This window comes from Streptomyces paludis, assembly GCF_003344965.1.
Lineage (GTDB): Bacteria > Actinomycetota > Actinomycetes > Streptomycetales > Streptomycetaceae > Streptomyces > Streptomyces paludis.
In genome coordinates this window covers 3,335,495-3,361,399 of record NZ_CP031194.1, presented here as the reverse complement: position 1 = coordinate 3,361,399, position 25,905 = coordinate 3,335,495, and the positions used below count along the sequence as shown (strand labels likewise).

General features: G+C 70.9%; 19 protein-coding genes, 6 tRNA genes and 1 riboswitch. Of the genes, 10 read left to right on the top strand and 15 right to left on the bottom strand.

What is annotated here, in order from left to right; translation table 11 throughout:
* Nucleotides 1–56: 56 nt before the first annotated feature.
* Both DVK44_RS14740 and DVK44_RS14735 read right to left on the bottom strand, forming a co-directional pair.
* Entirely contained in the window at nt 57–308 is a 252-nt protein-coding gene (locus tag DVK44_RS14740) for a DUF3073 domain-containing protein (RefSeq protein WP_114660090.1), read from the bottom strand.
* A gap of 333 nt (nt 309–641) precedes the next feature.
* Nucleotides 642–1,778: a Leu/Phe/Val dehydrogenase gene (locus tag DVK44_RS14735; protein WP_114660089.1), complete on the bottom strand. Its 1,137-nt coding sequence runs from the start codon at nt 1,776–1,778 to the stop codon at nt 642–644.
* A 170-nt stretch (nt 1,779–1,948) separates the two neighbouring features.
* Here DVK44_RS14735 and DVK44_RS14730 point away from each other — a divergent pair, with 170 nt between their 5' ends.
* Both DVK44_RS14730 and bldC read left to right on the top strand, forming a co-directional pair.
* Nucleotides 1,949–2,797: a hypothetical protein gene (locus tag DVK44_RS14730; RefSeq protein WP_114665134.1), complete on the top strand. Its 849-nt coding sequence runs from the start codon at nt 1,949–1,951 to the stop codon at nt 2,795–2,797.
* Nucleotides 2,798–3,366: 569 nt separating this feature from the next.
* Complete coding sequence (gene bldC, locus DVK44_RS14725; RefSeq protein WP_003949541.1) at nt 3,367–3,573, top strand: developmental transcriptional regulator BldC; 207 nt, start codon at nt 3,367–3,369, stop codon at nt 3,571–3,573.
* Nucleotides 3,574–4,040: 467 nt separating this feature from the next.
* Here the strand turns inward: bldC and DVK44_RS14720 are convergent, their stop codons facing one another.
* The 7 genes from DVK44_RS14720 to DVK44_RS14690 all read right to left on the bottom strand — a co-directional run bounded on the left by DVK44_RS14720 (nt 4,041) and on the right by DVK44_RS14690 (nt 9,623).
* A complete protein-coding gene (locus tag DVK44_RS14720; protein WP_162793574.1) occupies nt 4,041–4,334 on the bottom strand; it encodes a DUF6274 family protein in 294 nt (97 codons plus the stop codon).
* A gap of 202 nt (nt 4,335–4,536) precedes the next feature.
* A tRNA-Asp gene (locus DVK44_RS14715) sits at nt 4,537–4,611 on the bottom strand.
* Nucleotides 4,612–4,785: 174 nt separating this feature from the next.
* On the bottom strand, nt 4,786–8,727 hold the full coding sequence (gene hrpA, locus DVK44_RS14710; protein ID WP_114660087.1) for an ATP-dependent RNA helicase HrpA: 3,942 nt from the start codon (nt 8,725–8,727) through the stop codon (nt 4,786–4,788).
* A 97-nt stretch (nt 8,728–8,824) separates the two neighbouring features.
* A tRNA-Phe gene (locus tag DVK44_RS14705) sits at nt 8,825–8,901 on the bottom strand.
* A 27-nt stretch (nt 8,902–8,928) separates the two neighbouring features.
* Nucleotides 8,929–9,003, bottom strand: a tRNA-Asp gene (locus DVK44_RS14700).
* Nucleotides 9,004–9,042: 39 nt separating this feature from the next.
* A tRNA-Glu gene (locus tag DVK44_RS14695) sits at nt 9,043–9,115 on the bottom strand.
* A gap of 157 nt (nt 9,116–9,272) precedes the next feature.
* Nucleotides 9,273–9,623, bottom strand: a complete 351-nt coding sequence (locus tag DVK44_RS14690) for a metallopeptidase family protein (protein WP_114660086.1) — start codon at nt 9,621–9,623, stop codon at nt 9,273–9,275.
* A gap of 143 nt (nt 9,624–9,766) precedes the next feature.
* Here DVK44_RS14690 and DVK44_RS14685 point away from each other — a divergent pair, with 143 nt between their 5' ends.
* From DVK44_RS14685 to DVK44_RS14675, 3 genes are all read left to right on the top strand, one after another.
* Nucleotides 9,767–10,432 carry a hypothetical protein gene (locus DVK44_RS14685; protein ID WP_114665133.1) on the top strand — a complete coding sequence of 222 codons (666 nt, stop codon included), beginning with the start codon at nt 9,767–9,769 and terminating at the stop codon, nt 10,430–10,432.
* Nucleotides 10,433–10,668: 236 nt separating this feature from the next.
* Nucleotides 10,669–12,882: a DEAD/DEAH box helicase gene (locus tag DVK44_RS14680; RefSeq protein ID WP_114660085.1), complete on the top strand. Its 2,214-nt coding sequence runs from the start codon at nt 10,669–10,671 to the stop codon at nt 12,880–12,882.
* A 143-nt stretch (nt 12,883–13,025) separates the two neighbouring features.
* Nucleotides 13,026–13,098 (top strand) — tRNA-Lys (locus DVK44_RS14675).
* Between the two features lie 52 nt (nt 13,099–13,150).
* Here the strand turns inward: DVK44_RS14675 and DVK44_RS14670 are convergent.
* Entirely contained in the window at nt 13,151–13,564 is a 414-nt protein-coding gene (locus tag DVK44_RS14670; protein WP_114660084.1) for a hypothetical protein, read from the bottom strand.
* 383 nt (nt 13,565–13,947) lie between these two features.
* Nucleotides 13,948–15,603, bottom strand: a complete 1,656-nt coding sequence (locus DVK44_RS14665; protein ID WP_114660064.1) for an IS4 family transposase — start codon at nt 15,601–15,603, stop codon at nt 13,948–13,950.
* Nucleotides 15,604–16,566: 963 nt separating this feature from the next.
* Between DVK44_RS14665 and DVK44_RS37090 the strand changes: the two genes are divergently transcribed.
* From DVK44_RS37090 to DVK44_RS14645, 5 genes are all read left to right on the top strand, one after another.
* Nucleotides 16,567–16,818, top strand: a complete 252-nt coding sequence (locus DVK44_RS37090) for a hypothetical protein (RefSeq protein ID WP_114660083.1) — start codon at nt 16,567–16,569, stop codon at nt 16,816–16,818.
* 185 nt (nt 16,819–17,003) lie between these two features.
* Nucleotides 17,004–17,162 (top strand): hypothetical protein, encoded by a 159-nt coding sequence (locus tag DVK44_RS36730; RefSeq protein ID WP_181957458.1) that lies wholly within the window; start codon nt 17,004–17,006, stop codon nt 17,160–17,162.
* Between the two features lie 64 nt (nt 17,163–17,226).
* Nucleotides 17,227–17,300, top strand: a tRNA-Met gene (locus DVK44_RS14655).
* 443 nt (nt 17,301–17,743) lie between these two features.
* Nucleotides 17,744–18,928, top strand: a complete 1,185-nt coding sequence (locus tag DVK44_RS14650; protein WP_228447618.1) for a PP2C family protein-serine/threonine phosphatase — start codon at nt 17,744–17,746, stop codon at nt 18,926–18,928.
* A 215-nt stretch (nt 18,929–19,143) separates the two neighbouring features.
* Nucleotides 19,144–19,298, top strand: a riboswitch (cyclic di-AMP (ydaO/yuaA leader).
* Between the two features lie 11 nt (nt 19,299–19,309).
* A complete protein-coding gene (locus tag DVK44_RS14645; RefSeq protein ID WP_114660081.1) occupies nt 19,310–20,389 on the top strand; it encodes a M23 family metallopeptidase in 1,080 nt (359 codons plus the stop codon).
* A 117-nt stretch (nt 20,390–20,506) separates the two neighbouring features.
* Here the strand turns inward: DVK44_RS14645 and DVK44_RS14640 are convergent, their stop codons facing one another.
* The 4 genes from DVK44_RS14640 to DVK44_RS14625 form a co-directional block, all read right to left on the bottom strand.
* The gene (locus DVK44_RS14640) at nt 20,507–21,850 is read right to left on the bottom strand and encodes a PrsW family intramembrane metalloprotease (RefSeq protein ID WP_114660080.1); all 1,344 of its coding nucleotides are present in this window, start codon (nt 21,848–21,850) and stop codon (nt 20,507–20,509) included.
* Between the two features lie 77 nt (nt 21,851–21,927).
* Nucleotides 21,928–22,701 carry a tRNA (guanosine(46)-N7)-methyltransferase TrmB gene (gene trmB / locus DVK44_RS14635; RefSeq protein ID WP_114660079.1) on the bottom strand — a complete coding sequence of 258 codons (774 nt, stop codon included), beginning with the start codon at nt 22,699–22,701 and terminating at the stop codon, nt 21,928–21,930.
* A gap of 98 nt (nt 22,702–22,799) precedes the next feature.
* Nucleotides 22,800–24,107, bottom strand: coding sequence for an L-2-hydroxyglutarate oxidase (gene lhgO / locus DVK44_RS14630; RefSeq protein ID WP_114660078.1), 1,308 nt, complete (start codon nt 24,105–24,107; stop codon nt 22,800–22,802).
* A gap of 162 nt (nt 24,108–24,269) precedes the next feature.
* Nucleotides 24,270–25,856: a sporulation protein gene (locus DVK44_RS14625; RefSeq protein WP_114660077.1), complete on the bottom strand. Its 1,587-nt coding sequence runs from the start codon at nt 25,854–25,856 to the stop codon at nt 24,270–24,272.
* Nucleotides 25,857–25,905 lie beyond the last annotated feature (49 nt).

Genomic DNA, 25,905 nt, shown 5'->3' with positions numbered 1-25,905 from the left:
CCGGGGTCGGGCCCGGACCGGGCATGTGAGCTGATGATGCTCGGGGGATACGGACGTCAAGCGCCGCGGCGCCGCGCGGAGGGTCCGGACTGGTCGTCCTCGTCCTCGTCCTTGTTGTATCGATCCGCGTACTGTGCGTACGGGTCATCTTCCTCGTCGTCGTCCTCGAACGGCTCTGCGTTCGGTGGCTGACTCGAAGGTGATGCGCCCAGCTCGTTGGCCAGACGCGACAGGTCTGTCCCGCCGCTGTTGTACTTCAGCTGGCGGGCGACCTTCGTCTGCTTGGCCTTGGCCCGGCCGCGCCCCATGGCTCGACCCCCTCGGTGACGGGGCTCGACGGCCCCAGAGTCTTGACACGCGTTCATGAATCAGAACGCGCTCTCCGCGGAGAGCCCGTCCGTAGGGCTTCAACGGTACCTGCTCTCGCGGCCATACGGTACGCCGCCCGCATGACGCGCCTCGCCGCAGGACCGGTGAGGCGCCTCGTCCTCCCTGGTCAGGTGCGATTTTAACCTCTTCTGAGGGCCCGACCCGCCGACCCGAGTGAGTCTGGTCTCCCCGTCGGCCGCCTACGCCGGACGGGCCCCGGAGAAACACCTTCCAGGACCCGTCCCAAGCTCATCCGCGCGTCGCCCGCGCCGTCAGCCGCGCCGTGCCTCCGCCATCCGGTGCTCGGCGATCCGGTCGGCCGCCGCGGCCGGCGGAATCCCGTCGCTCTTCGCACGTGCGAAGATTTGCAGCGTGGTGTCGAAGATCCGCGCGGCCTTCGCCCGGCACCGCTCGAAGTCGAAGCCGTGCAGCTCGTCGGCGACCTGGATGACCCCGCCCGCGTTCACCACGTAATCGGGCGCGTAGAGGATCCGGCGGTCCGCGAGATCCTTCTCCACCCCCGGATGGGCGAGCTGGTTGTTGGCCGCTCCGCAGACGATCGACGCCGTGAGCGCCGCCACCGAGGCGTCGTTCAGCGCCCCGCCGAGCGCGCACGGGGCGTAGATGTCCAGCCCTTCGGTGCGGATCAGCGCCTCCGTGTCGGCGGCCACGGCGACCTCCGGGTGCCGGGCGGTGATCGCGTCGACCGACGCGGCCCGTACGTCCGTGATCACGACCCGCGCGCCGTCCTTGAGCAGGTGTTCCACCAGGTGGTGGCCGACCTTGCCGACGCCCGCGATGCCGACCGTACGGCCGCGGAGCGACGGATCGCCCCACAGGTGCTGCGCGCTGGCCCGCATGCCCTGGAAGACGCCGAAGGCGGTCAGCACCGAGGAGTCGCCCGCGCCGCCGTTCTCCGGGGAGCGGCCCGTCGTCCACGCGCAGGTGCGCGCCACGACGTCCATGTCCGCGACGTACGTGCCGACGTCGCACGCGGTGACGTACCGGCCGCCGAGCGAGGAGACGAACCGGCCGTACGCCAGCAGCAGTTCCTCCGTCTTGATCTGCTCGGGGTCCCCGATGATCACGGCCTTGCCGCCGCCGTGGTCGAGTCCGGCCAGGGCGTTCTTGTACGACATGCCCCGGGCGAGGTTCAGCGCGTCGGCGACGGCCTCCTCCTCGGAGGCGTACGGGTAGAACCGGGTGCCGCCGAGGGCGGGCCCGAGGGCGGTGGAATGGAGGGCGATGACGGCCTTCAGGCCGGTGGGGCGGTCCTGGCAGAGGACCACCTGCTCGTGGCCGCCCTGCTCCGTGCGGAACAGGGTGTGCAGTACGTCGGAGTGCGGTACGGCGGTGTGCGATACGGCCGTGTGCGGTACGTCGACGTGCGCGCCGGAAACATCGGTCACTGTAGTGACTCCCAAGTACGAAGCGGCGGTGGGAAGTCCCTCCGGCCCTCCGGCTGGGTGGGGGAGGTACCGGTGGGGCAGACCCGAGATTAAGTCCTACGCGTGCGTAGATCGCCCGCAGTGCCGAGGATCACCCCCTGGAGAGTGACGGACATGGGACGATGCGCGGCATGCCGGCGGTCTCTTTGATTCCTGTGCCCTACGCGTCCTACCTGCGTGTCTACGAGCCGTTGGCGGCCTTCCCGGAAGCCGAGAGAGCGCATTGGCGGCGTTACGCCACCCGGGAGGGCACACCGACCGCCCAGGACGAACTGCGGCGCTCCCTGGCCGACTTGCTGCCGACGCCCCCGGTGGCCGTCCCGGTGCACGAGAGCGGGGACGCGTTCGTGGCCGAGGTCGACGGAGTCGTGTGCGTCTGTCCCTGGCGGACCCGGCTGCGCGGCTGGCTGGCGCTGGAGGAGCTTGCGCAGACGCTCCCGCCGCGGCTGCTGGACGCGGTGCTGCCCGAGGTGGTGCGCGGGCAGGCGGCGGCGGACTACGCGCGCTGGCGCGAGCGCAATCCGGACGCGCGGCCCTGGATCAGGACGGCGGTCTGGCAGGTGCCGGTGCGCTGGTTCACGCTCTTCGAGGACGCGGAGCGGGAGTACGAGCCGGGCGGCCCGGAGGGCGAGCGGACCCCGTATCTGCGCTATCGGACCCCGATGGTGCAGGCCAGACGCCGGCTCGCACGCTCGCTGAAGACGCTGCGGGACGCGCTGGACGACAGCCCGATGACCGAGGGGCTGGTCGATGTCGGGCGCTGGCTGGAGGAGTTCCACCCGCGTTCACTGGTCGAACTGGACTACGGGGGCCTGGTCCATGTCCTGTCCGGCGCCCAGCTGGAGAAGGACCGCTCGGCCGCCGATCTCACCACCGCGCTCACCGCGCTGCGGGCCGGGGACGGCGAGGCGGCGGGCGTCGCGTACGGACGGCTCAGCGAGCGCTGGCGGGCCGTCAGGGACCGGCAGTACGCGAACTGAGCGCAGCGGGGCGGCTACGGCGCGTACGGACCGTATCCGGCCGCCCGGGGCGGGCGCCTCGCGCTTGAAACGGGCGTGAAACGGTCATGGGAGAGACTTGAATCAGACTTGAACGAAGCGCCGGGGCGGAAGTCCCGATCCGGGCCTTTGCCCTCAAGGGTGACGGACCGCACTAACGGGGCTCTTGCGCCCAACACCCACCCTCGTGTCAAAATAGGACAAGGAGTCCGGGGAGGGCTCCTTCCGCCCAAGTGTGGGCGGATTGCTCGTCCTTGCACTCTATACGGGGGGTCCGGTGACTCCTGATCGCTCTGTGACTGATCGTATCTGTGACGTGACTGTCCGCTATGGCATGGTCCATCGGCTTCCGCCGCTGATGAGCACCTCAGAGGGCAATTCCATCGGTTTGGCCGACGTGGCTGGACGGATGGTGTAGTTGTAGTGCCGAGGACAAGCCGTTCGTCCTATAACCGACTCGGCCCGCGTCCGCCATTTCGGGCAACGCGGGTCAAGGTGCAGAATTTAGAGGAAAGAACCGAGATGGTTCGGTTCTCCCGAGGAGGCCGCTCATGACCGCTCGCACCCCTGATGCCGAGCCGCTGCTGACCCCGGCTGAGGTTGCCACGATGTTCCGCGTGGACCCGAAGACGGTCACTCGCTGGGCAAAAGCCGGCAAGCTCACGTCCATCCGCACGCTCGGTGGGCATCGCCGGTATCGCGAGGCAGAGGTTCGCGCACTGCTTGCGGGTATTCCGCAGCAGCGCAGCGAGGCCTGAACCGCTTCAAGCAAGGCTCAGCAACGCTCAACAGGGCTCACCCCAGAGCCTGATGGAGCCCGTCAGGGCTCTTCAGGGCTCGCCGACCAGGGAAATCGCCGGGTCCCCCAACTCGGTCGTTCCCTACCTATAGCTCCATACGACGGGGCACCTGCCCCAACAGGTGCCATGCCCTCGCAACACGGGTAAGTCGTCGATCGCGCCGGACTCCGCCGAGTCCGGCGCGATCTTTTTTGTTCGGTGTGGGGGTCCTGTTCCGCCCCTGTTGAGAGCCTGTGCGGGGGGTGCGGAGGGCGGGTGAGGAGAGGCTTTCCGGAGAGTGCAATTGCACATATTAAATTGGTGTCGTGTAGGGCGGTTGTAAGGGCAGCTCCGGTCGAAACTCTTGAGGTGACACCCGTCACATCGCTACCCCGCCATCGGGGGTGCGTGATCGTCGCCGTACGGGGTGAACGGTCGGTCAGCAGTCAGCCGGCCGAGGGGTATTGGCCGTCGGATAAGCGGTCCGCGGCGTTCTTTTTGAAGAGTTCAGTAGTGAACAGTTCGCCATTGAAGGGATCGTCGCCCGCCGCGGACTCCATGGCAAGCCTCTGGAGGCGATAGCAGATCGGGCAGTGGCCGGTGCGATGCGGATGGCCGGAAGCCGCCGCCAGATGGGCGCGCAGCAGCGCGCCGGTTTCATGCCTCAACGGCCTCTGTGGCCTCTCCCGGCTCACTGGTCCCGTCTGCCCCGCCGACGGATCTGTCGTCGATACGGTCATGTGCACCACCCCCCAGGGCTCATGTACTGGGGTACTCCCGGGGCGGTGGCGAGTCAAGGAGCGGAGGTCCCGCCCCGGCCGATTTGGACGTGCCATAGGCGCACCATCGACGCGTCATTACCGCGGCGTGACCGCGCGGTGGGCAGACGTTCAGGCACACGAAGAAGCCCGCATCCATATCGAATGCGGGCTTCTTCTACTGCGGTCCTGACGGGATTTGAACCCGCGGCCTCCACCTTGACAGGGTGGCGAGCACTCCAAACTGCTCCACAGGACCAGGTTTCGCGGCCCTTGTTTCCGTGGGCTGCGAAGACAGACTCTACAGCAGCTCGGAGGGTGCGGTCGAACCCGATCCGGACGGGAGCGCGAACCGGATACGGACGGGAGCGCGAACCCGATCCGGACGGCGCGCGGACCGGAGCCCGGACCGCCGCGCGGGCGCCCCCGGCGGCTACGGCGCCGCCGCGTCGATCGCCTTCACGATCCGCTTGTCCGACACCGGCTGCGCCGTCCCCAGCGCGTGCGCGAAGTAGCTCACCCGCAGCTCCTCGATCATCCAGCGGATGTCCGTGACCTCCCGCGGCACCGGACGGCCCCGGGGCAGCTGCTCCAGCAGCCACGCGTACTCGTCGAGCATCTCGTGGACCTTCTCCATCCGCGTGGTGTCCCGCTGGACGGACGTCGGCATCTGCTGCAACCGCCGGTCGGCGGCCACGAGATAGCGCATCAGGTCCGCCAGCCGGCGCAGCCCCGTACGGGTCACGAAGCCGGCCGGTACGAGGGCCGCCAGCTGGTCCCTGACGTCCTGGACGTTGCGCAGCAGCACCGGACTGCTCGTGGCCTTCAAACGGCGCTCACACGCCTGCCAGGCGGCCAGAATCTGCTGCACCTGGCCGACCGTGCGCACCGTCGCGTCCACGAGGTCGGCGCGGACCTTCTCGTACAGCTTCCGGAACGACTCCTCGTCCCACGCGGGACCCCCGTGGTCCGCGATCAGCTTGTCGGCGGCGGCCGTCGCGCAGTCCTCGAACAGCGCCTGCACCGAGCCGTGCGGATTGCGGGAGAGCGCCAGCTTGTGCTGGTTGGTGAGCCGGTCGGAGGCGAACTTCGCCGGGTTCACCGGGATGTTCAGCATGATCAGCCGCCGGGTCCCCGCCCACATCGCCTGCTGCTGCTCGGCCTCCGTGTCGAAGAGCCGTACGGCCACGGTCGTGCCCTCGTCGGCCAGCGCCGGATACGCCTTCACCGGCTGGCCGGCCCGCCGGGTCTCGAAGACCCGTACCAGCGTGCCGATCGTCCAGTCCGTCAGGCCCGTACGCTCGATCGTCTCGCCGCCCGCCCGCTCGGCGGTCGCCGCGGCGGCCTGGGAGAGCGCCTGGCGGGCCTTGGGGCGCAGCTGGAGCACGAGCGCCGCCAGGTCCTTGCCCTCGGCGATCTTCCGGCGCCGCTCGTCGACGATCCGGAACGTGATCTTCAAGTGGTCCGGGACCCGGGCGAGATCGAAGTCCTCCGCCGCGACCGGCACCCCCACCATCCGCTGGAGTTCCCGCGCCAGCGTCACCGGCAGCGGCTCCTGGAGCGGCACCGCGCGGTCGAGGAAGGCGGCGGCGTAGTTCGGCGCGGGCACGTAGTGCCGGCGGATCGGCTTGGGCAGCGAGCGGATCAGCTCCACCACCACGTCCTCGCGCAGCCCCGGGATCTGCCAGTCGAAGCCCTCCGGCGTGACCTGGTTGAGCACCTGAAGGGGTACGTGGACGGTCACACCGTCCGCGTCCGTGCCCGGCTCGAACTGGTACGTCACCCGGAACTTGAGCGGACCCTGACGCCAGTTGTCCGGATAGTCGTCCTTGGTGACCGAGCCGGCCTTCTCGTTGATCAGCATCGACCGCTCGAAGTCGAGCAGCTCCGGCTCGTCCCGCCGCCGCGCCTTCCACCACGCGTCGAAGTGCGCCCCGGACACCACATCCGCCGGCACCCGCTGGTCGTAGAAGTCGAAGAGCGTCTCGTCGTCCACGAGGATGTCGCGGCGCCGCGCGCGGTGCTCCAGCTCCTCGACCTCGCCCAGAAGTTTGCGATTGTCATGGAAGAACTGATGGTGCGTCCGCCAGTCGCCCTCCACCAGCGCATGCCGGATGAACAGCTCCCGCGACGTCTCCGCGTCGATCCGCCCGAAGTTCACCTTCCGCTGCGCCACGATCGGCACGCCGTACAGCGTCACCTTCTCGTACGCCATCACGGCCGCCATGTCCTTCTCCCAGTGCGGCTCGCTGTACGTCCGCTTCAGGAGATGGCCGGCCAGCGGCTCGATCCACTCGGGCTCGACCTTCGCGTTGACCCGCGCCCACAGCCGGGAGGTCTCCACCAGCTCGGCCGACATGACGAAGCGCGGCGGCTTCTTGAAGAGCGCCGAGCCCGGGAACACCGCGAACTTCGCGCCGCGCGCCCCCAGATACTCGTTCTTCGCGCCCTCTTTGACGTCTTTCATTCCGATATGGGAGAGAAGTCCGGCCAGCAGCGACACATGGACGGCCTGGTCCGCCGCGTCGTCCTCGCCGATCCGCAGCCCCATCTGCTTGGCGACCGTACGGAGCTGGGAGTAGATGTCCTGCCACTCCCTGATCCGCAGGAAGTTCAGATACTCCGACTTGCACATCCGGCGGAACGCCGACGAGGACAGCGTCTTCTGCTGCTCGCGCACGTACCGCCACATGTTCAGGAACGCCAGGAAGTCGGACGTCTCGTCCTTGAAGCGCGCGTGCTGCTGGTCGGCCTGCGTCTGCTTCTCGGCCGGGCGCTCGCGCGGGTCCTGGATGGAGAGCGCGGCGGCGATCACCATCACCTCGCGGACACAGCCGTTCTTGTCGGCCTCGATGACCATCCGGGCCAGCCGCGGGTCCACCGGGAGCTGGGAGAGCTTGCGGCCGAGCGGGGTGAGCTTCTTCTTCGGGTCCTTCTCCACCGAGTCGAGCGCGCCCAGCTCCTGGAGCAACTGCACACCGTCCCGGATGTTCCGGTGGTCCGGCGGGTCGATGAAGGGGAACTTCTCGATCTCGCCCAGCCCGGCCGCCGTCATCTGGAGGATGACCGAGGCGAGGTTCGTACGGAGGATCTCCGCGTCGGTGAACTCCGGGCGCGAGGTGAAGTCGTCCTCCGCGTACAGCCGGATACAGATGCCGTCCGACGTACGGCCGCAACGGCCCTTGCGCTGGTTGGCGCTGGCCTGGGAGATCCGCTCGATCGGCAGCCGCTGGACCTTGGTGCGGTGGCTGTAGCGGGAGATCCGGGCGGTGCCCGGGTCGATCACGTACTTGATGCCGGGGACGGTCAGCGAGGTCTCTGCGACGTTCGTCGCGAGGACGACCCGCCGGGTCGCGTTACCGGAGACCCGCTGGAACACCCGGTTCTGCTCCGCGTGCGACAGCCGCGCGTACAGCGGCAGGATCTCGGTGAAGCGCAGCCGGCGCTTCTCCAAGGCGTCCGCCGTGTCACGGATCTCCCGCTCCCCGGAGAGAAACACGAGGATGTCGCCGGGCCCCTCCGACTGAAGCTCGTCCACGGCGTCCGCGATCGCGGTGATCTGGTCGCGGTCGCCCTCCTCGCCGTCCTCCTCCAGCAGTGGCCGGTAACGGACCTCCACCGGGTACGTACGGCCCGAGACCTCCACGATCGGCGCGTCGCCGAAGTGCCGCGAGAAGCGCCCGGGGTCGATGGTCGCCGAGGTGATGACGACCTTGAGGTCGGGCCGGCGGGGGAGGAGCTGGGCGAGATAGCCGAGCAGGAAGTCGATGTTGAGGCTGCGCTCGTGGGCCTCGTCGATGATGATCGTGTCGTACGCGAGGAGTTCGCGGTCGGTCTGGATCTCCGCGAGCAGGATGCCGTCGGTCATCAGCTTCACGAACGTCGCGTCCTGGTTCACCTGGTCGGTGAAGCGGACCTTCCAGCCGACCGCCTCACCGAGCGGCGTGTCCAGCTCCTGCGCGACCCGCTCCGCGACCGTACGGGCGGCGATCCGGCGGGGCTGGGTGTGCCCGATCATCCCGCGGACCCCGCGCCCCAGCTCCAGACAGATCTTGGGGATCTGGGTCGTCTTGCCCGACCCGGTCTCCCCGGCGACGATCACGACCTGGTGGTCACGTATCGCCTCCAGGATCGTGTCCTTCTTCTGGCTGACGGGCAGCTGCTCCGGATACGAGACGGGCGGCACCCGCTCCCCGCGCCGGCGCGTCCGCTCGGCGGCCTTCCCGGCCTCACCTGCGATCTCGTCCAGTACGGCCTGTCGCGCGTCGGGTTTACGGATGCGCCGGGCGCCTTCGAGACGGCGGCCGAGCCGGGCTGCGTCGCGCAGCGAGACATCGGCCAGCAGGGTCTGGAGGTCGGCGAAGGAAGTAGACATACCGAAACCAGGATCTCACCCGGCGCTCCGGAACGGCGAACGGATTTCACCGGGTACGCGGAAAGCCCCGGCGGGGAATTCGGCCGGGGCTTTCGGATGGTGGCTGGGGCCGGGATCGAACCGGCGACCTATCGCTTTTCAGGCGATCGCTCGTACCAACTGAGCTACCCAGCCACGCAGTTCACCAGGGTGAGCTGCAAGCGGTCCTGACGGGATTTGAACCCGCGGCCTCCACCTTGACAGGGTGGCGAGCACTCCAAACTGCTCCACAGGACCTAGCAATGTGCGAGCACAAGTCTCGCACACAGTGTTGCGTGCCCCCAACGGGATTCGAACCCGTGCTACCGCCTTGAAAGGGCGGCGTCCTGGGCCACTAGACGATGAGGGCTAAGGGCCCGCCTGGGCGCTTTGCAGCGCGTCGGGGACGTGAGAAGCATATGGGATGGGTGGAGGGATCGCCAAAACGGTTTGGGGGGCGGTGCGGGGAGGGCTCCGCGCGCCGGGAGGGGCGGGGCCGCGGCCCTGGCTCGGCCCGGCGGCCCGGCTCAGCCCCAGCCCAGCTCGTGGAGCCGCTCGTCGTCGATGCCGAAGTGGTGGGCGATCTCGTGGACGACCGTCACGGAGACCTCGTGGACCACGTCCTCCGCGGTCTCGCAGTAGCGCAGGGTCGGCCCCATGTAGATCGAGATGCGGTCGGGCAGGACTCCGGCGTACCACTCGCCCCGGTCCGTGAGCGGAGTCCCCTCGTACAGCCCCAGCAGCTCGGGATCGGCCGGGTCGGGTTCGTCCTCGACGAAGACGGCGACGTTGTCCATGACCCGGGTCAGTTCCGGTGGGATCCGGTCGAGGGCCTGGCTGACCAGTTCTTCGAAGGTCTCGCGTGTCATCTCCAGCACACGGTCATTGTCCCGGACGCGCAGGGGATCGGGCCCCGGGCGTGTCCCCGGTGGGGAAAAGGAAGTTGTGCAGGGAAACCTTCCCTCGCCGCCGGCGGGGTGACCCGACCCCCTTTGCCCCGGAGGTGCCGTCCGTGCGCCAGGTGTCCGCCTTGTCCGCCCCAGGCCGTCTCGCCGTCTGGATCGTCACCTCACTGGCGGTCGCGGCCTCCGCGGGCTGTATGAGCGTCGGCGACGACGGTCCCGGCCCGGCGCCGTCGCGCCCGTCCGACCGCAGCGGCTCCGCCGCCGAACCGGACGGGGGTACGGGCGCCGACGCGGGCCCGGCGGCACCCGGCGCCGCCGACGGGGGCGGTACGGGTCCGAACGGCGCGGCCGGGCACGTCGACAAGAAGACGGGGGCGAAGGAGAGCGCCAAGGGGAAGGACGGCAAGGACGGCGAGGGCGACCCGGGCGCGGGCGAGCCGGGCGGGGACGGGAAGGGGAACGGCAAGGGCGTGTCGCCGGGTGCCAGTTCACCGCCGCCGGGGGCTCCGGAGCCCTCGCAGGGCACCCGGCCCCGGCCGGGCGGCGGCGGCCCGACCCCGCCGGGGGAGGAGCCCGTACCGTCGAAGGAGCCGACGCGCCCGGCGCCGCAGCCGACCCCGACGCCGACCAACCAGGACCCCGACCCGGACCCGGAGCCCGAGCCGAAGCCGACGGAGGCGCCGTCGGCGTCCCCGGCGGCGGACGTACGGGCGGGGGCGCCGGTGGCGGGGATCTGGGCGTGGAAGGAGCCGTCGGCGTCGCCGCAGGTGGGCCCGGTGTGAGCGGGGCGGGTAGCGCGGTGGGCGGCTTGCGGGCGGCGTGCGGGCAGCCGGGATTTGCCAGGGAGGGGGGAGGGTGCGTATGGTAGTAGATCGTTTGATCATTGCCCGGCGCCGACACAGAAGAGCGCCGCGTGGCGCGTACTCTCCCTTGCCGTGGCTGACCGCATTGAGGCGGTCGATTTGCGAATCACGGAGTTTGGGCGCGTGCCGAGACTCCGGAAGGTTTCGCATTTCGCATGTCCATTTCCAGTACTGATAACTCCGTCATGCCCGAGAGCGACGAGGCGGCCGTGACGGCTGCCGTAGAGGTCGTAGAGACGGTCGAGGCTGTCGAGCCCACCGTGACGGTCGAGACCGCTGAGGTCATCGAGGCCGTTGAGGTCGTTGAGGACTCCGTCGACTCCGACGAGACCACCGAGTCCACCGAGTCCAAGGCCCCCGGCCTCACCTTCGGTGACCTGGGCCTGCCCGAGGGCATCGTCCGCAAGCTCACCCAGAACGGCGTCACCGCCCCCTTCCCGATCCAGGCCGCGACCATCCCGGACGCCCTGGCCGGCAAGGACATCCTGGGCCGCGGCCGTACCGGCTCCGGCAAGACCCTCTCCTTCGGCCTGCCGCTGCTGGCCACGCTGGCCGAGGGCCGCACGGAGAAGAAGAAGCCCCGCGGCATCATCCTCACCCCGACCCGCGAGCTGGCGATGCAGGTCGCCGACGCGCTCCAGCCGTACGGCGACGTCCTCGGCCTGAAGATGAAGGTCGTCTGCGGCGGTACGTCGATGAGCAACCAGATCTACGCCCTGGAGCGCGGCGTCGACATCCTCGTCGCCACCCCGGGCCGGCTGCGTGACCTCATCAACCGCCGCGCCTGCTCGCTGGACCAGGTCCAGATCGCGATCCTGGACGAGGCCGACCAGATGTCGGACCTGGGCTTCATGCCCGAGGTCACCGAGCTGCTCGACCTGGTGCCGGCCGGCGGCCAGCGCATGCTCTTCTCCGCCACCATGGAGAACGAGATCAGCTCGCTGGTCAAGCGCTACCTGAGCAACCCGGTCAGCCACGAGGTCGACAGCGCCCAGGGCAATGTCACCACCATGACCCACCACGTCCTCGTCGTGAAGCCGAAGGACAAGGCGCCGGTCACCGCGGCGATCGCCGCCCGCAAGGGCCGCACGATCATCTTCGTACGGACGCAGCTGGGCGCCGACCGTATCGCCGAGCAACTCCGCGAGTCCGGTGTGAAGGCCGACGCGCTGCACGGCGGCATGACGCAGGGCGCGCGGACGCGGACGCTGGCGGACTTCAAGGAGGGGCTCGTCAACGCCCTCGTCGCCACCGACGTCGCCGCGCGCGGTATCCACGTGGACGGCATCGACCTGGTGCTGAACGTGGACCCGGCCGGTGACCACAAGGACTACCTGCACCGCTCGGGCCGTACGGCGCGGGCCGGCAAGTCCGGTGTCGTCGTCTCCCTGTCGCTGCCGCACCAGCGCCGCCAGATCTTCCGGCTGATGGAGGACGCGGGCGTCGACGCCACGCGCCACATGGTCGGCGGGGCCGGCGCGTTCGACCCCGAGGTCGCCGAGATCACCGGCGCCCGGTCGCTCACCGAGGTCCAGGCCGACTCCGCGAACAACGCCGCCAAGCAGGCCGAGCGGGAGGCCGCCGACCTGACGAAGCAGCTGGAGCGCGCGCAGCGGCGCGCCGTCGAGCTGCGCGAGGAGGCCGGCCGGCTGGTCGCCCGCGCGGCGCGCGAGCGGGGCGACGACCCGGAGGAGGCGGTGGCGGAGGTCATCGCCGAGGCCGAGCGCGAGGTGGCGGCTGCGGCCGCCGCGGCCGCGGCCGTACCGCAGCAGTCCGCGTACCGCGACCGTGACCGTGACGAGCGGGGCAACTTCGGCCGCCGTGACGACCGCGGCGAGCGCAGCGGCCGGGGCGGCGCGCGTGGCTACACGCCGCGCGAGGGCGGCGACCGTGCCGGCTTCCAGCGCCGTGACGACCGCCGTGACGACCGTACGGGTGGCGGCTTCAACCGCGACCGCAACGACCGTCCCGAGCGCCGTGACGACCGTGGCGGCGACCGCGGTGGTTTCCAGCGCCGTGACGACCGCGGTGGTGACCGTGGCGGCGACCGCGGTGGCTTCCAGCGCCGTGACGACCGTACGGGTGGCACGGGTGGCGGCTTCAACCGTGACCGCAACGACCGCCCCGAGCGCCGTGACGACCGCGGCGGCGACCGCGGCGGCCGTCCCTTCGAGCGCCGCGACCACCGCGCCGGCGACCGTCCCGTCAACCGCGACCGCCGCGACGACCGCCCGGCGTTCGGCGCCCGCACCGGCGGCCACGACCGTCCGGCCACTCGCCGCGACGACCACCGCGGCGGCACCACCGGTACCGGCACCGGCTCCTTCGGCCGCCGCGACGACAAGCCCCGCTGGAAGCGCAACGGCTGACCGGTAGCCCCACGACACGACAGGGCCCGTGCCCACCCTCCAAGGTGGCCACGGGCCCTGCCCGTTACGGCACGACCACCCCGACCGGGATACCCGATCGGCACACCGCCACCGGCGGGCTATGCTCTTGGGTGTTGTGCCACGGGCCATTAGCTCAATTGGCAGAGCAGCGGACTTTTAATCCGTTGGTTGTCGGTTCGAGTCCGACATGGCCTACACCCCGGCCCCGGGTCAGAGATCCTCTGCCCCGGGGCCGATCGCGTCCGCCTCAAATCCGCCGGACAAAGGCCCGCGCACCATTGTGGAAATCAAGGGTGAGCCCTCGGGCCTTGCCCGCGTCGTCCCGGGTGGACCAGCGCGCGATGCCGGCGATCTCGGAGGACCCGGCCCGCACGAGGACGGCGTACAGCCACCCCTCGTGGTCGCTGGGATCCGGCTCGCCCGCCTCTGCGGGTAGAGCGGGTACGGGCTCGCTGTTTACGGGGGTGTCGGGGCCGTCGTGCTTCTCCCCGGTCGCCAACTGCCCAATGATCTGCCACCGCACCTCGTCGCCCGCAGCCGCGATGGCCAGCCCGAACGGGTGCGTGGTGTCCCCCGCCTCACTGAGGCTCTGGACACGGGTCACACCCGGGGTGTTCTTGACCAGGTCAAGAACGAAATCCTGGAATCGCGGGGGGCGCATTGAGGATCTTTCCTTCCGTGACGGCCAAATCAGCCTAGGCACGGGCCGGGCCGCCCGGCAGGCGATCTCTGGTCCTCCGCCCCGGCGAACGGGGGCGCGTGGGGGCACACGGGGGTGGTGGAGGGTTGCGCGCGCCCGCTCCCGCCCCTGCCCCCGGCGGGAGGGCGGGTGGGCCCTGCGGGGCACGCTGGGTGCGGTGGTGTTGTTGGGTGCGGGTTAGGGCGGCGTTGAGTGGGGTGGGTCGGTGGCGGAGGTTGTTGGGTGTGGGGCCGCCCCTCCAGCCTTTGAGTGTCGCGGCTCCGGTGGAGGTGTAAAGGGCGCTCCTTCGTCGCGTCGGCTGCGCCGACTCCGCTGCGCTCCGCCCTTGACACAAGGCCGTGAAGTTAAGGGTTTGTGGTGTTGGTTGTGGGTGGTGGGGGTGTGTAGATGCCGTGGGCGATTTTGTGGAGGAAGCCTTTGGTGACCCATTGGGTGAGTTGGGTGACCAGGGTTCCGGAGGAGCCTTGGTAGTTGATGGCGCGGGTGATTTCTTTGGGGGTCCAGGTGTGGTCGGGGTTGTTGTGTATGGCGTTGATGATCTGGTCGAGGCGGGTGGGGCGGCGTGGTGGGGCGGGGGGTGTGGTGGGTGGTGGGGCGGGGTTGCCGGGGTGGTGGATGGTGAGGGTGATCTCGGTGACGGGGGTGCTGCGGGCGGGGCGTCCGGTTTGGGGGGCTGTGTGGTAGCGGGAGATGGGGGATTTGACTTTGCGGGTGCTGGTCCGGGGCCGTCGTGGGGGGAGGGGGTGTGCGAGCAGGGTGCGGTGGATGCTGTCCGGGGGGCTGTGGGTGCCGGGGCCGGTGTCGGGGCCGGGGCTGGTGGTGGTGGGGGTGATTCCGGTGGCGTTGATGACGGAGAGCTGGGCGGCTTCCAGTGCGCGGGTGAAGCTCATCCGGTCGGGGTCGAGTCCGGTGGTGGCCGCGGCGTCGGTCATGGCGGTCCGCAGGAGTTGGTAGACGGTCAGCAGGGCCCACATTTCCTGGCGGATTCCGTCGGGGGTGCCGGAGGACAGGACGCGTCCTTTCATCAGGGTGTGGCGCAGGGCGAGGTAGGTGACTTCGATCTCCCAGCGTTCGTGGTAGAGGGCGAGGAGGCGTTCTGCCGGGTCGGGGCCCTCGTCGAGGAGGTTGGTGGCCAGGCGGTAGTTGCTGGTCCAGTGGGTGCCGTCGGCGCAGGTGGTGGTGATGGACGCTTCGATGACGCGGACTGTGAGGTGTCCCAGGCGGGTGAGGTAGGAGCCGTCGGGCAGGCGTTGTTCGATGGTTGGTCTGCGGGCGGATTTGAGGCGGATGAGGAAGGCCGCGCCGGTGGCGTCGGTCTGGGCGAGGAAGTCGTTTCCGTCGAAGCCGCGGTCGGCGAGCAGCAGCATGCTGGTGTCCAGGAGAGGCAGCAGGCTGTGTGCGTAGTGGCGTTCGCCGTGGCGCAGGGAGCCGAACCCGGCTCCGATGATGCTGCGGGTGCCGGTCTCCACCAGTGTCATCAGCATCAGGCTCGGGTAGCCGGCCCAGCCCACCGCGTGGCGGATTTTCTCCAGCCAGCGGCGGTTGCAGGGCAGGTCCCGTACTTTGATGGACGAGCAGCCGTCGAAGGCCACGACGCGTCGTCCCCGGTAGAAGGAACCCGGGGTGGAGCCCGGGATCGCGAGCGGGCCCGAGACCGCGGTGAACAGTGCTTTGACAGGCTCGGTTCCCACCCGGTGGCGTAAGCCTGCCAGGGCTGTCACCGAGGGCATGGGCACCTCCGCGACATGGGCCAGTCCCGCGGTCAGCCGGTTCCACCCGGCACGGTATCCGCATCCGAACAATGCCAGCGCGAGTACCCAGTACACGCCCACCCGCGTGGGCAGGTCCCGCCGGCGCTGCCCCAGCCGGCCGGCCTCCTCCAACACCTCATCGACAGCCGCGAAGGGCAGGTACGGCGTCAATTCGCCCAGATGTCCGGGTGCGTACTTCCCCGGAGCGACAGTGATAGCACGCGAATACGTCACAGTGGCAGACTGCATGTCCAACAGAGCTCCTGCCGTGAGGAATCGGTCTCGACAACCACCTCAACGACCAGGAGCTCTGTCCGTACCTCCCCCACCCCACCCCGTAACCACCACCACAAACCCTTAACTTCACGGCCTTGGCCCTTGACACCTCCCCCGGAGCCGCAAGTGCGGGTGCGGGAGGGGCGGCCGGGGGGAAGGGGGGCCCAGGAGGTGGCGCCGTTCTGCCACTCGGCTCAGGGGCTGGCGGGCGGGTGGGCCCTGCGGGGCGCGCGGCAGAGGAGTGGGGTGACTCGGCCCCGTCTCGGCGGCTGACGGTCCGCTGTTTGCTGAGACTCAAGCCCCGCTGGTCACCGTTGCGTTGTGGTGCCCGGAAGGCGGACGGGTTCTGCTGTCTGGCCGGGTCTGCGGGCCGGACACCCTGCCCACCTGTCCCGTATGGGGCGGTTTGGCGAGCGGTTGGGGGTCTTCTCGGGCGGCACATGTGTCCTCAGGTGCGTTAGCGGCACTCCTGGACGCATAGGCGGCCTTCAGGGGGCCACTTGCCGCCACTCACGTCCCAGCAACCCCGCCGCCCACGCTCGGTGACCAGCGGGGCTTGAGTCCCGGCCAGCAACGGACCGTCAGCCGCCGAGCCGGTGTCGGACCGCCCCATTCCTCTGTCGCGCGCCCCGCAGGGCCTACCGGCCGGCGGACCCTGAACCGGCCCGCGCTCCCGTGTGCGCCCTGGGCCCCCCTTCCCCCCCGGCCGCCCCTCCCGCACCTGCACTTGCGACTCCGGGGGAGGTGTCAAGGGTGGGCGCAGCCCATCGCGCAGCGACGCGACTTTAGGAGCGCCCTTTACTCCTTCGTCGGAGCCGCGACACTCACAGCTGGAGGGGCGGCCCCGTGTCCGGCTACCGCTGCCACCGACCCACCCCGACAGAGTTCCGCTCTGACCGGACTGCGGTGTGGGCTGGGGCGGCGCACTCTGGGGGTATGGGGCGTGAGGTTCCGATCGTTGTGCACCGGCCGTCCGGGACAGGGGGGCGGCGGGTGACCGTGCGTGGGCGGATCATGGGGCTCGCGCACTCCGATGGCCACCTGGTCGAGTTTCTCCGGCAGGCCGGCCTTCCCGATGCCTGGGAGCTGCTCGACGATCCGCACTGGGTGGAGTGGCAGGGCGGGGCCCCGCACGTCTACGCGGGCGAGGGGGAGGGGGAGGGTGGGGATGGGGATGGGGTGGGCTGACCGGCGCCGGGCCGGCTGCCGCGTGGCGAATGGGTGAGGCCGCGCCGGGGAAAACCCTCCGCCGATTGTCAGTGGCTGCCCGTAACCTTGCTTCCATGTTCGTTTCCTCGACCACTTCTTCATCAGTTGCCCGCGATTCTTTACACCGTGCCCGCGCCGCCCGGCACGCCGCCCAGGTCCCGCCCGTGCGGTCCGTGCGGACCGCCGCGGTGATCAATGAGGAGATCCGCGCCCTGTGGACGCGCTCCGGGGGTGGGCTGCGCCCCGCCGACCAGGAGCGTTATCAGCGGCTGCTGGTGGAGTGGGCCGCCGCGGTGCGGGCCGATGTGGCCGAGGCGGCCTGAGGTGGGAGTGGTCACGGGAGTGGTCATGAGCGTCCGCCGGATGCCGTAGAGTTGTCTTCAACGGCGCGGGGTGGAGCAGCTCGGTAGCTCGCTGGGCTCATAACCCAGAGGTCGCAGGTTCAAATCCTGTCCCCGCTACTCATAAAAACGAAGGCCCGGATTCCTTAGGAATCCGGGCCTTCGTCGTGTGCGCGCACAGCGCGGAGTCATATGGTGACAAATTGATTCGATGATCAATATTTCATACCAGCCTATGACAAGTAACGTGAGGGGTACGGCTGTGAAGTGCATCCCGTAGCCCACTCGGCCGAGGCGAGTCGCCTGCTCGTGCGGCAGCGGCCAGCCTGGGTGGAGCGAGGAGCCGTCCGCAGCCGCGAGCGGACCGGGCGAGGAGACCAATGGTGGTGGGGAAGCTGAGGAGGCTCGGAAGACGCGTCGGCGGCGGGCGTCGCTCCACCGGCGGTGCGGGCTTCTGGGCTGCCGAGGGCACCGGCTTCTGGGGCTCCGGCGACCCGGATCACGACCACCCGCACCCGGGGCGCGGCGGCATCCGCGGCGGCCGGACCCCGGCCGGCCGCCGGATGGTGGCCCTGCTGCCGGTCCTGGTGATCGCCGTCGGAGTGGTCGTCGACGTCACCACCCCGGCCCGGGTGACCTCCGCCCCCCTCTTCGCCGCCGCGCCGCTGGTCGCCGCCCCGTTCTACCCGATGGTCGGTACGTTCCTGGTCGCGCTCGCCGCGGTCGTCGCCGAGGTGGGGCTGCACATAAGGACCTCGACGCTGATCAGTCTGGTGTCGCTGAGCCAGCTGCTGACCGTACTGGTCGTCTCCGTACTCGCCATGTACATCACCGGCATCGTCAGACGCAGCGGGGAGCGGCTCGCCTCCGCCCGTGTCATCGCCGAGACCGCCCAGCGCGCCGTGCTGCCCAGACCCGCCGAACGGATCGGGGGGCTGCGGATCGCCGCGCGGTACGAGGCGGCTCAGGAGGGCGCGTTCATCGGCGGGGACCTCTTCGCCGTACAGGACACGCCCTTCGGTGTGCGGCTGGTGGTCGGGGACGTACGGGGGAAGGGGCTGGAGGCCGTCGAGGCGGTGGCGGTGCTCATCGGGGCGTTCCGGGAGGCCGCCGAGCAGGAGCCCTCGCTCGAAGGGGTCGCGCAGCGGCTGGAGCGGGCGCTGCTGCGGGAGGGGACGCGCCGGGCCGGGGTCGATGTCTTCGAGGGGTTCACCACGGCCGTACTGGCCGAGATCCCGCACGGCGAGGACGTCGTACGGCTGCTCAACCGCGGCCATCCCGAGCCGCTGCTGATGTGCGGGGACGGTGCCGTACGGATGCTGGCGCCGGGTGATCCCGCGCTGCCCCTGGGGATGAGCGAGCTGGGCGCGTGGCCGGACCGCGCGGAGCCGAATCCGTATCCCGACGGCGCGATGCTGCTCTTCTACACGGACGGGCTCACCGAGGCGCGTGACAGCGCGGGTGTCTTCTACCGCCCGCGTGAGCGGCTCGACGGGCGGGTCTTCCCGGGGCCCGACGAGCTGCTCCAGGCGCTGATCGACGACGTACGGGTGCATACGGGCGGCGGCAGCCAGGACGACATGGCGCTGCTGGCGGTCAGCCGGCCGGTGCTGGGCTCCGCGCCCGGTTTCACGCCGGGGGCGGCGGCCGGAGCCGTGGCGGGGGTGGAGAGCCCTCAAGAGGCCGGCTCCGACCCCGGCCCCGCGTCGGAATCCGCCGCTCCCGGGCCCGAGGGACACGGGCCGTGATCGGGGCGTACCGCTCCGCATAACAGCTGACACACCGTCAGAAACACATAACCTCCCAATCTCCGGTCAACTCGCCCGGTTGCGCGCTCTTGTGTCCGGGTGTGTCCGTTGCGAAGTCGTTAACGATCATCAGGAACGGCTTGGAATAAACCCCTGGTCTCTATTAACGTTCGATAACGCAGCGCGGTTGTCCCAGCCGTCGCCAGAGATGGCACCGCGCGCACGCGCCGAATCCCGCAAGGGAACCGGGGAACCACACATTGGGGTGAATCGGGAATTTTCGCTGCCTTGCGCGGACAGCGGAACCCCGTAGGAGACCTTCCTGCTCCGAACCCGTCAGCTAACCCGGTAGGCGAGAAGGAAGGAAAGGAGCGCGCCTCAGTGGCGTCCAACAAGCCTGCCTCCGAAGGCTCCGTAGCAACCGCCGCCCCCGCCGAGCCCTACCGCTTCGGCCGCGGCGAGGGCAACGAGCCGGAGCGCACCTGGGGGGAGTGGAATCCCACCGAGGAGACCGTCCGACCCCCCGTACGCGGCAGGCACCGGGTCACCAAGCAGCGCGGGCTCGCCCGCAGCTCCACGGTCCTCGGCGTGGGTGTCATCGCCGCCGTCGGCGCGGGCGGCATCGCCACCGCGCAGGACAAGCCGGCCGTCTCCATATCCCTGCCCGATGTCATCGCGGACAATCTTCCGGACGCCAAGTCGCTTCCGGGGATCGGTTCTTCGGGCACCAGCACGACGGACAAGAAGGCCAGTGAGGCGGCCCAGGCGCTCGCGCAGGCGCCCCTCTCCACCGCCGGACTCACGGTCGCGGACACCGAGCAGGGCGCGACCGACGCGGGCGAGGCGCTCCGCGCCCGGATCCTCCAGCAGGCCGAGCAGCAGCAGGCCGAGGCCGCCGCCGAGCAGCGCGCCGCCGCCGAGGCCGCCGCCATCCAGCAGGCCGCCTCCGCGGCCAAGAAGCAGCAGACCGAGGCCGAGAAGGCCGCCGCGGAGCGGAAGGCGGAGGCCGAGGCCGCCGCCCAGGCCAAGGCGGAGCAGGAGCGCATCGCCAAGCTGGCCGCCAGCTTCTCCCTCCCCACCTCCTCGTACACGATCACCTCCACCTTCGGCCAGGCCGGTTCGCTCTGGTCCTCCGGCCACCACACCGGCCTCGACTTCGCCGCGCCGACGGGCACGCCGGTCAAGGCCGTGCACAGCGGCACCGTCAAGTCGGCCGGCTGGTCCGGCTCGTACGGCTACCGCACCGTGCTGGAGCTGGATGACGGCACGGAGGTCTGGTACGCCCACCAGTCCTCGATGACCGTCACCGTCGGCCAGAAGGTCGCCACCGGCGATGTCATCGGCCGCGTCGGCGCGACCGGCAATGTGACCGGCCCCCACCTCCACCTGGAGGTCCACACGGCGGGCGGCACGGGCATCGACCCGATGAGCTGGCTCCGCAGCCGGGGCATCAACCCCTGACGTTCACCGTCCGGTTGGGACGCGTACGCCGGGGCCCGCGAGCCATTCGCGGGCCCCGGCGTTTTCCGTTGTCCGGTCCCGCACCACACCACCCCTTACCGCCCCGGGTCAGTACTTTCAGTACCGGCGGTACGGGTTGTAGCCCTCGTAGTCCACGTACGGCGGCGGCGCCCATGCCCGGCCGGTGAGGCGGGCCGCGTGGGTGAGGGCCGGGCCGGCTATCTCCCTGCGCTGCCACAGATGGTGCAGCAGCTCGCGCTCGCGCGCGACGAAGTCCGCCCCGACCGCGCCGCGTTGCGCGCGGTGGCGCAGAAACGCCAGGGACGTCGCGAACGCCTCGTACTCACCGACCGCGCGGGCCGCGTGCGGGCCGAAGACACGGCCCGCGTACGTACGGGCCAGACCGCGGGCGCGCATCGAGGAGAGGGCGAGAGGCGCGGCCGGGGTGAGCCAGCCGGCCGCCGCGTACGCCGGCAGCTCGGTGGATATCGTGCGCAGCTCGCGCTGTCTGCTCCAGATCGCCAGCCATGTCAGCAGCGCGAACGCCGGGACCATGAACGCCGCGTACACCGCGTAGAACCCGAAGGGCCCCAGCAGCGACGCCGAGCCGTTCCACAGCGCGTGCACGCCCATCGCCAGCGCCAGGCCGAGCAGCGGGAAGGCGACCCGGCGGACCTTCTGGCGCCGGTCGGCCATCGCGGCCAGCCCGAAGCCGATGCCCGTCAGCACGGTGAACAGCGGATGCGCGAACGGCGACATCACGATCCGTACGAAGAAGGTCGCGGCGGTGATCGACGCCAGGCCCGAGTTGCCGACGTCCTGGTCCTCGCCGAAGGCGCTCCCCAGATACAGGATGTTCTCGGTGAAGGCGAAGCCGGTCGCGGTGAAGCCCGCGATCACCACACCGTCGACCAGCCCCGTGAAGGACCGTCTGCGGAAGAGGAACAGCAGCAGGATCGCCGCCGCCTTGGCGCTCTCCTCGACGACGGGCGCGACCACCGTGGCCCCGACGGACTCGGCTCCCGCCGGATCCGCCGTGGCCGTCGCTATCCACTCCGTCGCGAAGGAGTTCGCGATGATCGCGACGAGCGCGGCGGCGAACGCGCCCCAGGCGAAGGCGAACAGCAGATTCCGCCAGGGCCCCGGCTCCACCCGGTCCAGCCAGCGGAACGCCGCCATCAGCAGCGGTACCGGCAGGACGGCCATGCCCAGCCCGACCAGGAACCCGTCCGTCCCCGTCTCGTCCCGCACCAGCGCGAGGATCAGCAGCGCGCAGAGCCCGAGCACCGCGATCACGGTCCCCGCCCGCACCCCCCGGTGCCGCCAGAACGCCCGGCGCGGCCGGTACCGCCTGCGGGCAGGCTCCGGCACGGCGGTCCACAACTCGCCGAGCCGCTCCTGCTGCTCGAAGTCGGGGACCGCCGGACGCTGGTCGAGGCGCTGCGGCGACGGTTCTGACACCCCATGACCCTAACGAGCACCACTGACAATGGGGGAGAAAAATCGGTGGGACGTTCAGCCGGACGCTCGCTGACCGTTCAGCCCGACACCTTGCGGAACAGCAGGTCGTGCACCACATGGCCCTTGTCGAGCCCCTGCCCCTCGAACCGCGTCAGCGGCCGGAACGCGGGCCTCGGCGCGTAGCCGCCGCCCGGCTCCGTGTTCTCGTAGCCGGGGTGCGCCGTCAGCTCCGCCAGCATCTGTTCGGCGTACGGCTCCCAGTCGGTCGCGCAGTGCAGTACGGCCCCGGGCCGCAGCCGGCCGGCCGCCAGCGTGAGGAACTCCTCCTGGATCAGCCGGCGCTTGTGGTGCCGGGCCTTGGGCCAGGGGTCCGGGAAGTAGACGCGCAGCCCGGCGAGCGACGCGGCCGGCAGCATCTCCCGGAGCAGGATGATCGCGTCGCCGTTGGCCACCCGGATGTTCTCCAGGCCGCGGTCCTCCGCGAGCCGCAGCAGATTGCCCTGGCCGGGGGTGTGCACATCGACGGCGAGTATCCCGGTGGCGGGGTCGGCGGCGGCCATCTCGGCCGTCGCCTCGCCCATCCCGAAGCCGATCTCCAGCACGACCGGCAGCCCGCCGAACATCGTGTCCAGGTCCAGCACCCGCTGCCCGTCGATGTCCATGCCCCAGTCGGCCCACCGCCGGCGCAGCGCCTCGGCCTGGCCGGTGGTCACCCGGCTCCGGCGCGGCTGGAAGCTGCGGATGCGGCGCTCGAAGTGCGAGCCGGCCGGGTCGGCCGCCGGGCCGGTGCCGTCGGGGAACATCCGGCTCATGGGGTGCGCGAGGGCGCGCTGAGCGGGGGTGTCGGTCATGTGGTTCGGTCCGGTCTGCTGGGTCGGTTCGGGGGTGGTCTGCCGCGGGCAGTGGTGGGCTCGGTGCCGGCCCGCCACGGGCTCGGCCCGAGCCAATTCTACGGAGCGCCCGCGCGGACCACGTTCCCCTCGTCCTCCGCCAGCACCGCCAGCGCCCGTCCCGCCACCTCCCGCCCGATCGGCAGCGACGCCGTGGCCGCCGGGGACGGCGCGTTCAGCACATGGACCGTCCGGGGTGCCCGCCGGATCAGGAAGTCGTCCACCAGCGTCCCGTCCCGCAGCACCGCCTGGGCCCGTACGCCGGCCGCCGCCGGCCGCAGGTCCGCGTCCGTCACCGCCGGCAGCAGCCGCCGTACGGCCGTCGCGAAGGCGTGCTTCGACAGCGACCGGCGCAGCTCGCCCGCGCCGTACCGCCAGTGCCGGGCGGCGATGCGCCAGGAGCCGGGCCAGGCCAGCGTCGCGGCCAGCTCGGCGGGGCGTACGGCCGACCAGGTGTAGCCCTCGCGGGCCGCCGCCGGGACCGCGTTCGGCCCGACGTGCACGGAGCCGTCCACGGACCGGGTCAGATGCACGCCCAGGAACGGGAACGCCGGGTCGGGCACGGGATAGACCAGCCCCCGCACCAGCTCCGGCCGGGCCAGCTCGTAGTACTTGCCGCGGAAGGGGACGATCCGCATCCCGGGGTCGTCGCCCGCCAGCAGCGCCACCCGGTCCGCGTACAGCCCCGCGCAGTTCACCAGCGCCCGCGCCCGGACGGTCTCCCCGGCCGCCGTACGGACCGCGACGCCCCACGCCCGCCGGTCCACCGCCGTGACCTCGGCCCCGTACCGTACGGAGGCGCCCGCGGCCCCCGCCGCCTCCGCGAGCCGGCGCGCGACCGCCGTGAAGTCGCACACGCCGGTCGTGGAGACCCGGATCGCCGCCAGGCCGCGCACCCGCGGCTCGTACTCGCTGATCTGCGCCGGTCCCAGCTCGCGCACCGGGATGCCGTTCTCCCGGCCGCGCTGGACCAGGGCGTGCAGCCGGGGCAGCTCGTCGCGCCGGGTCGCGACGATCAGCTTGCCGCTGATCCGGTGGGCGATGCCGTGCTCCGCGCAGAACTTCGCCGTCTCGGCGGAGCCGGCGGTCGCGTAGCGCGCCTTGAGCGAGCCGGGGCGGTAGTAGATGCCGCTGTGGATCACTCCGCTGTTGCGGCCCGTCTGGTGGCGGGCCGGGCCCGGCTCCTTCTCCAGCACGACGACGCGGGTGCCGGGGGCGGCGCGGGTGAGCGCGTACGCCGTCGACAGCCCGACGATCCCGCCGCCGATCACGAGCACGTCGCAGTCGAACCCCGCGCGCGTGAATCCCGCGCGTGCGATGCGCGAAGCGCGTGTGCCGCGCGCCTTCTGTCCGCCGCCGGCTGCCATCGGGCTCACCTCCCCACCCCGATAGTGCACTGGCCCGCGGATGACGTGCTTAAACCACGAGAAGCGATCGAGCGGGCATACCGCTGTGCACGGCCGGAGGCATATGCCGTACGCGTCGGTATGCCCGGATCCGGGAGCCGCCGGCCGGGCGGGGCGGGCGGGTCAGGCGGGCGCCACCAGCAGCGGGCGCGCGCGCTCCCGCAGCTCGACGACGCGCGGTTCGTCCCCGTACGGCTCCAGCCGGTGCAGCAGGTCCCGTACGTACTCGGTCGTACGCGCCGACGAGATACGGCCCGCGACCTCCACCGCCCGGGTGCCGGCCGCGCACGCCGCGTCGAGATTGCCCGACTCCAGCTCGGCGACCGCGCTGACGACCAGCCGCAGCCCGTGCGAGCGTACGAACTCCTCGGTCGGCCGGGAGAGCGCCTGCTCCGTGAACCGGCGTACCTGGCGTGGTGCCTTGAGATCCCGGTAGCACTCGGCGGCGTCGGCGGCGAACCGGTCGTACGAGTAGAACCCCAGCCAGGCCGGATCGGCGTCGCCCTCGCGGGACCGCTCCAGCCACCCCTCCGCCGCCTTGAGCGATGCCCCGGCCGCCGCCGCGTCGCCCGCCTTGGCGTGCGCGCGCGCCTCCACCAGCCGGAAGAAGCTCATCGTGCGGGCGGTGGCCAGACCGCGGTTGCGTTCCAGCGCCGCCTGGGCGAGATCGACGCCCTCGTCGGCGAAGCCGCGGTAGGTCGCCTGGAGCGACATGGAGGCCAGCACATAGCCGCCGAGCGGTACGTCGGCCGCCGCGCGCGCCAGGCGCAGCGCCTGGATGTAGTAGCGCTGGGCGGCCTCCTGCTGCCCGGTGTCGAAGGCCATCCAGCCGGCCAGCCGGGTCAGTTCGGCGGTGGCCCCGAAGAGGCCCCGGCCGACCTCGTCGCTGTACGCGCCGAGCAGCAGCGGCGCCGCGTCGACCCGCAGACACTCCGGGACCATCGACGAACGCCAGTCGCCGCCGCCGTACTTGGAGTCCCAGCGCCGGGCGTCGGAGGCCGCCTCGCGGAGTTTGGCCACGTCGCTGTGGCCGACGCGGAGCGGGGACGTCTCGCCGGCGTCCTTCGCCGCTTCTTTGGTTTCTTTGGTTTCTTTGGCTTCTTTGGCTTCTTTGGCGTCCGGGCCGTTCCCGGAGCCTTCTCTCGACGCGCTGTTCCCCGAGCCGTTCCCGGCGCTGTTCCCCGAGCCGCTCCCCGCGCCGTGCGCTCCCTGCGCCGCCTCCGCCACCGACGCGTCACGCGCGACGGAGGAGTCGGCGGGCGTTATCAGCCAGCGCGAGGCGGGCGTCGCGTAAGCGCTCACTGCGAAGGATCCGGCCAGCGACTGCCAGATGCCGCCGCTGCCCGCGCGGCGGCCCGCCAGATCGAGCCGGTACAGCTCCGTCGCCGCGCGCACCGCCTCCCCCACATCGCGCGGGAAGGCCAGCCCGACCTCGGGCGCCGGATCCGCGTCCGCGAGGCCGATCTCATGGAGTGGGACAGGACGTCCCAGTTTGGCCCCTATGGCCGCGGCGATCAGATGAGGCGCCGCACCCTGCGGCACCATCCCCTTCGACACCCATCTCGCCACGGAGGTCTTGTCGTAGCGAAGTGTCAGACCGCGCTGGGCCCCGAGGTCGTTGACCCGCCGGGCGAGGCCGGCGTTGCTGATTCCCGCGAGGGCGAGAACGGTTCCGAGCTTTTCGTTCGGCCCTCGTTGCTCCCTGGACATGCGCCACCCCTCGACACAGACGGCCGCCGCGTCGCGGCATAGGCGCGCG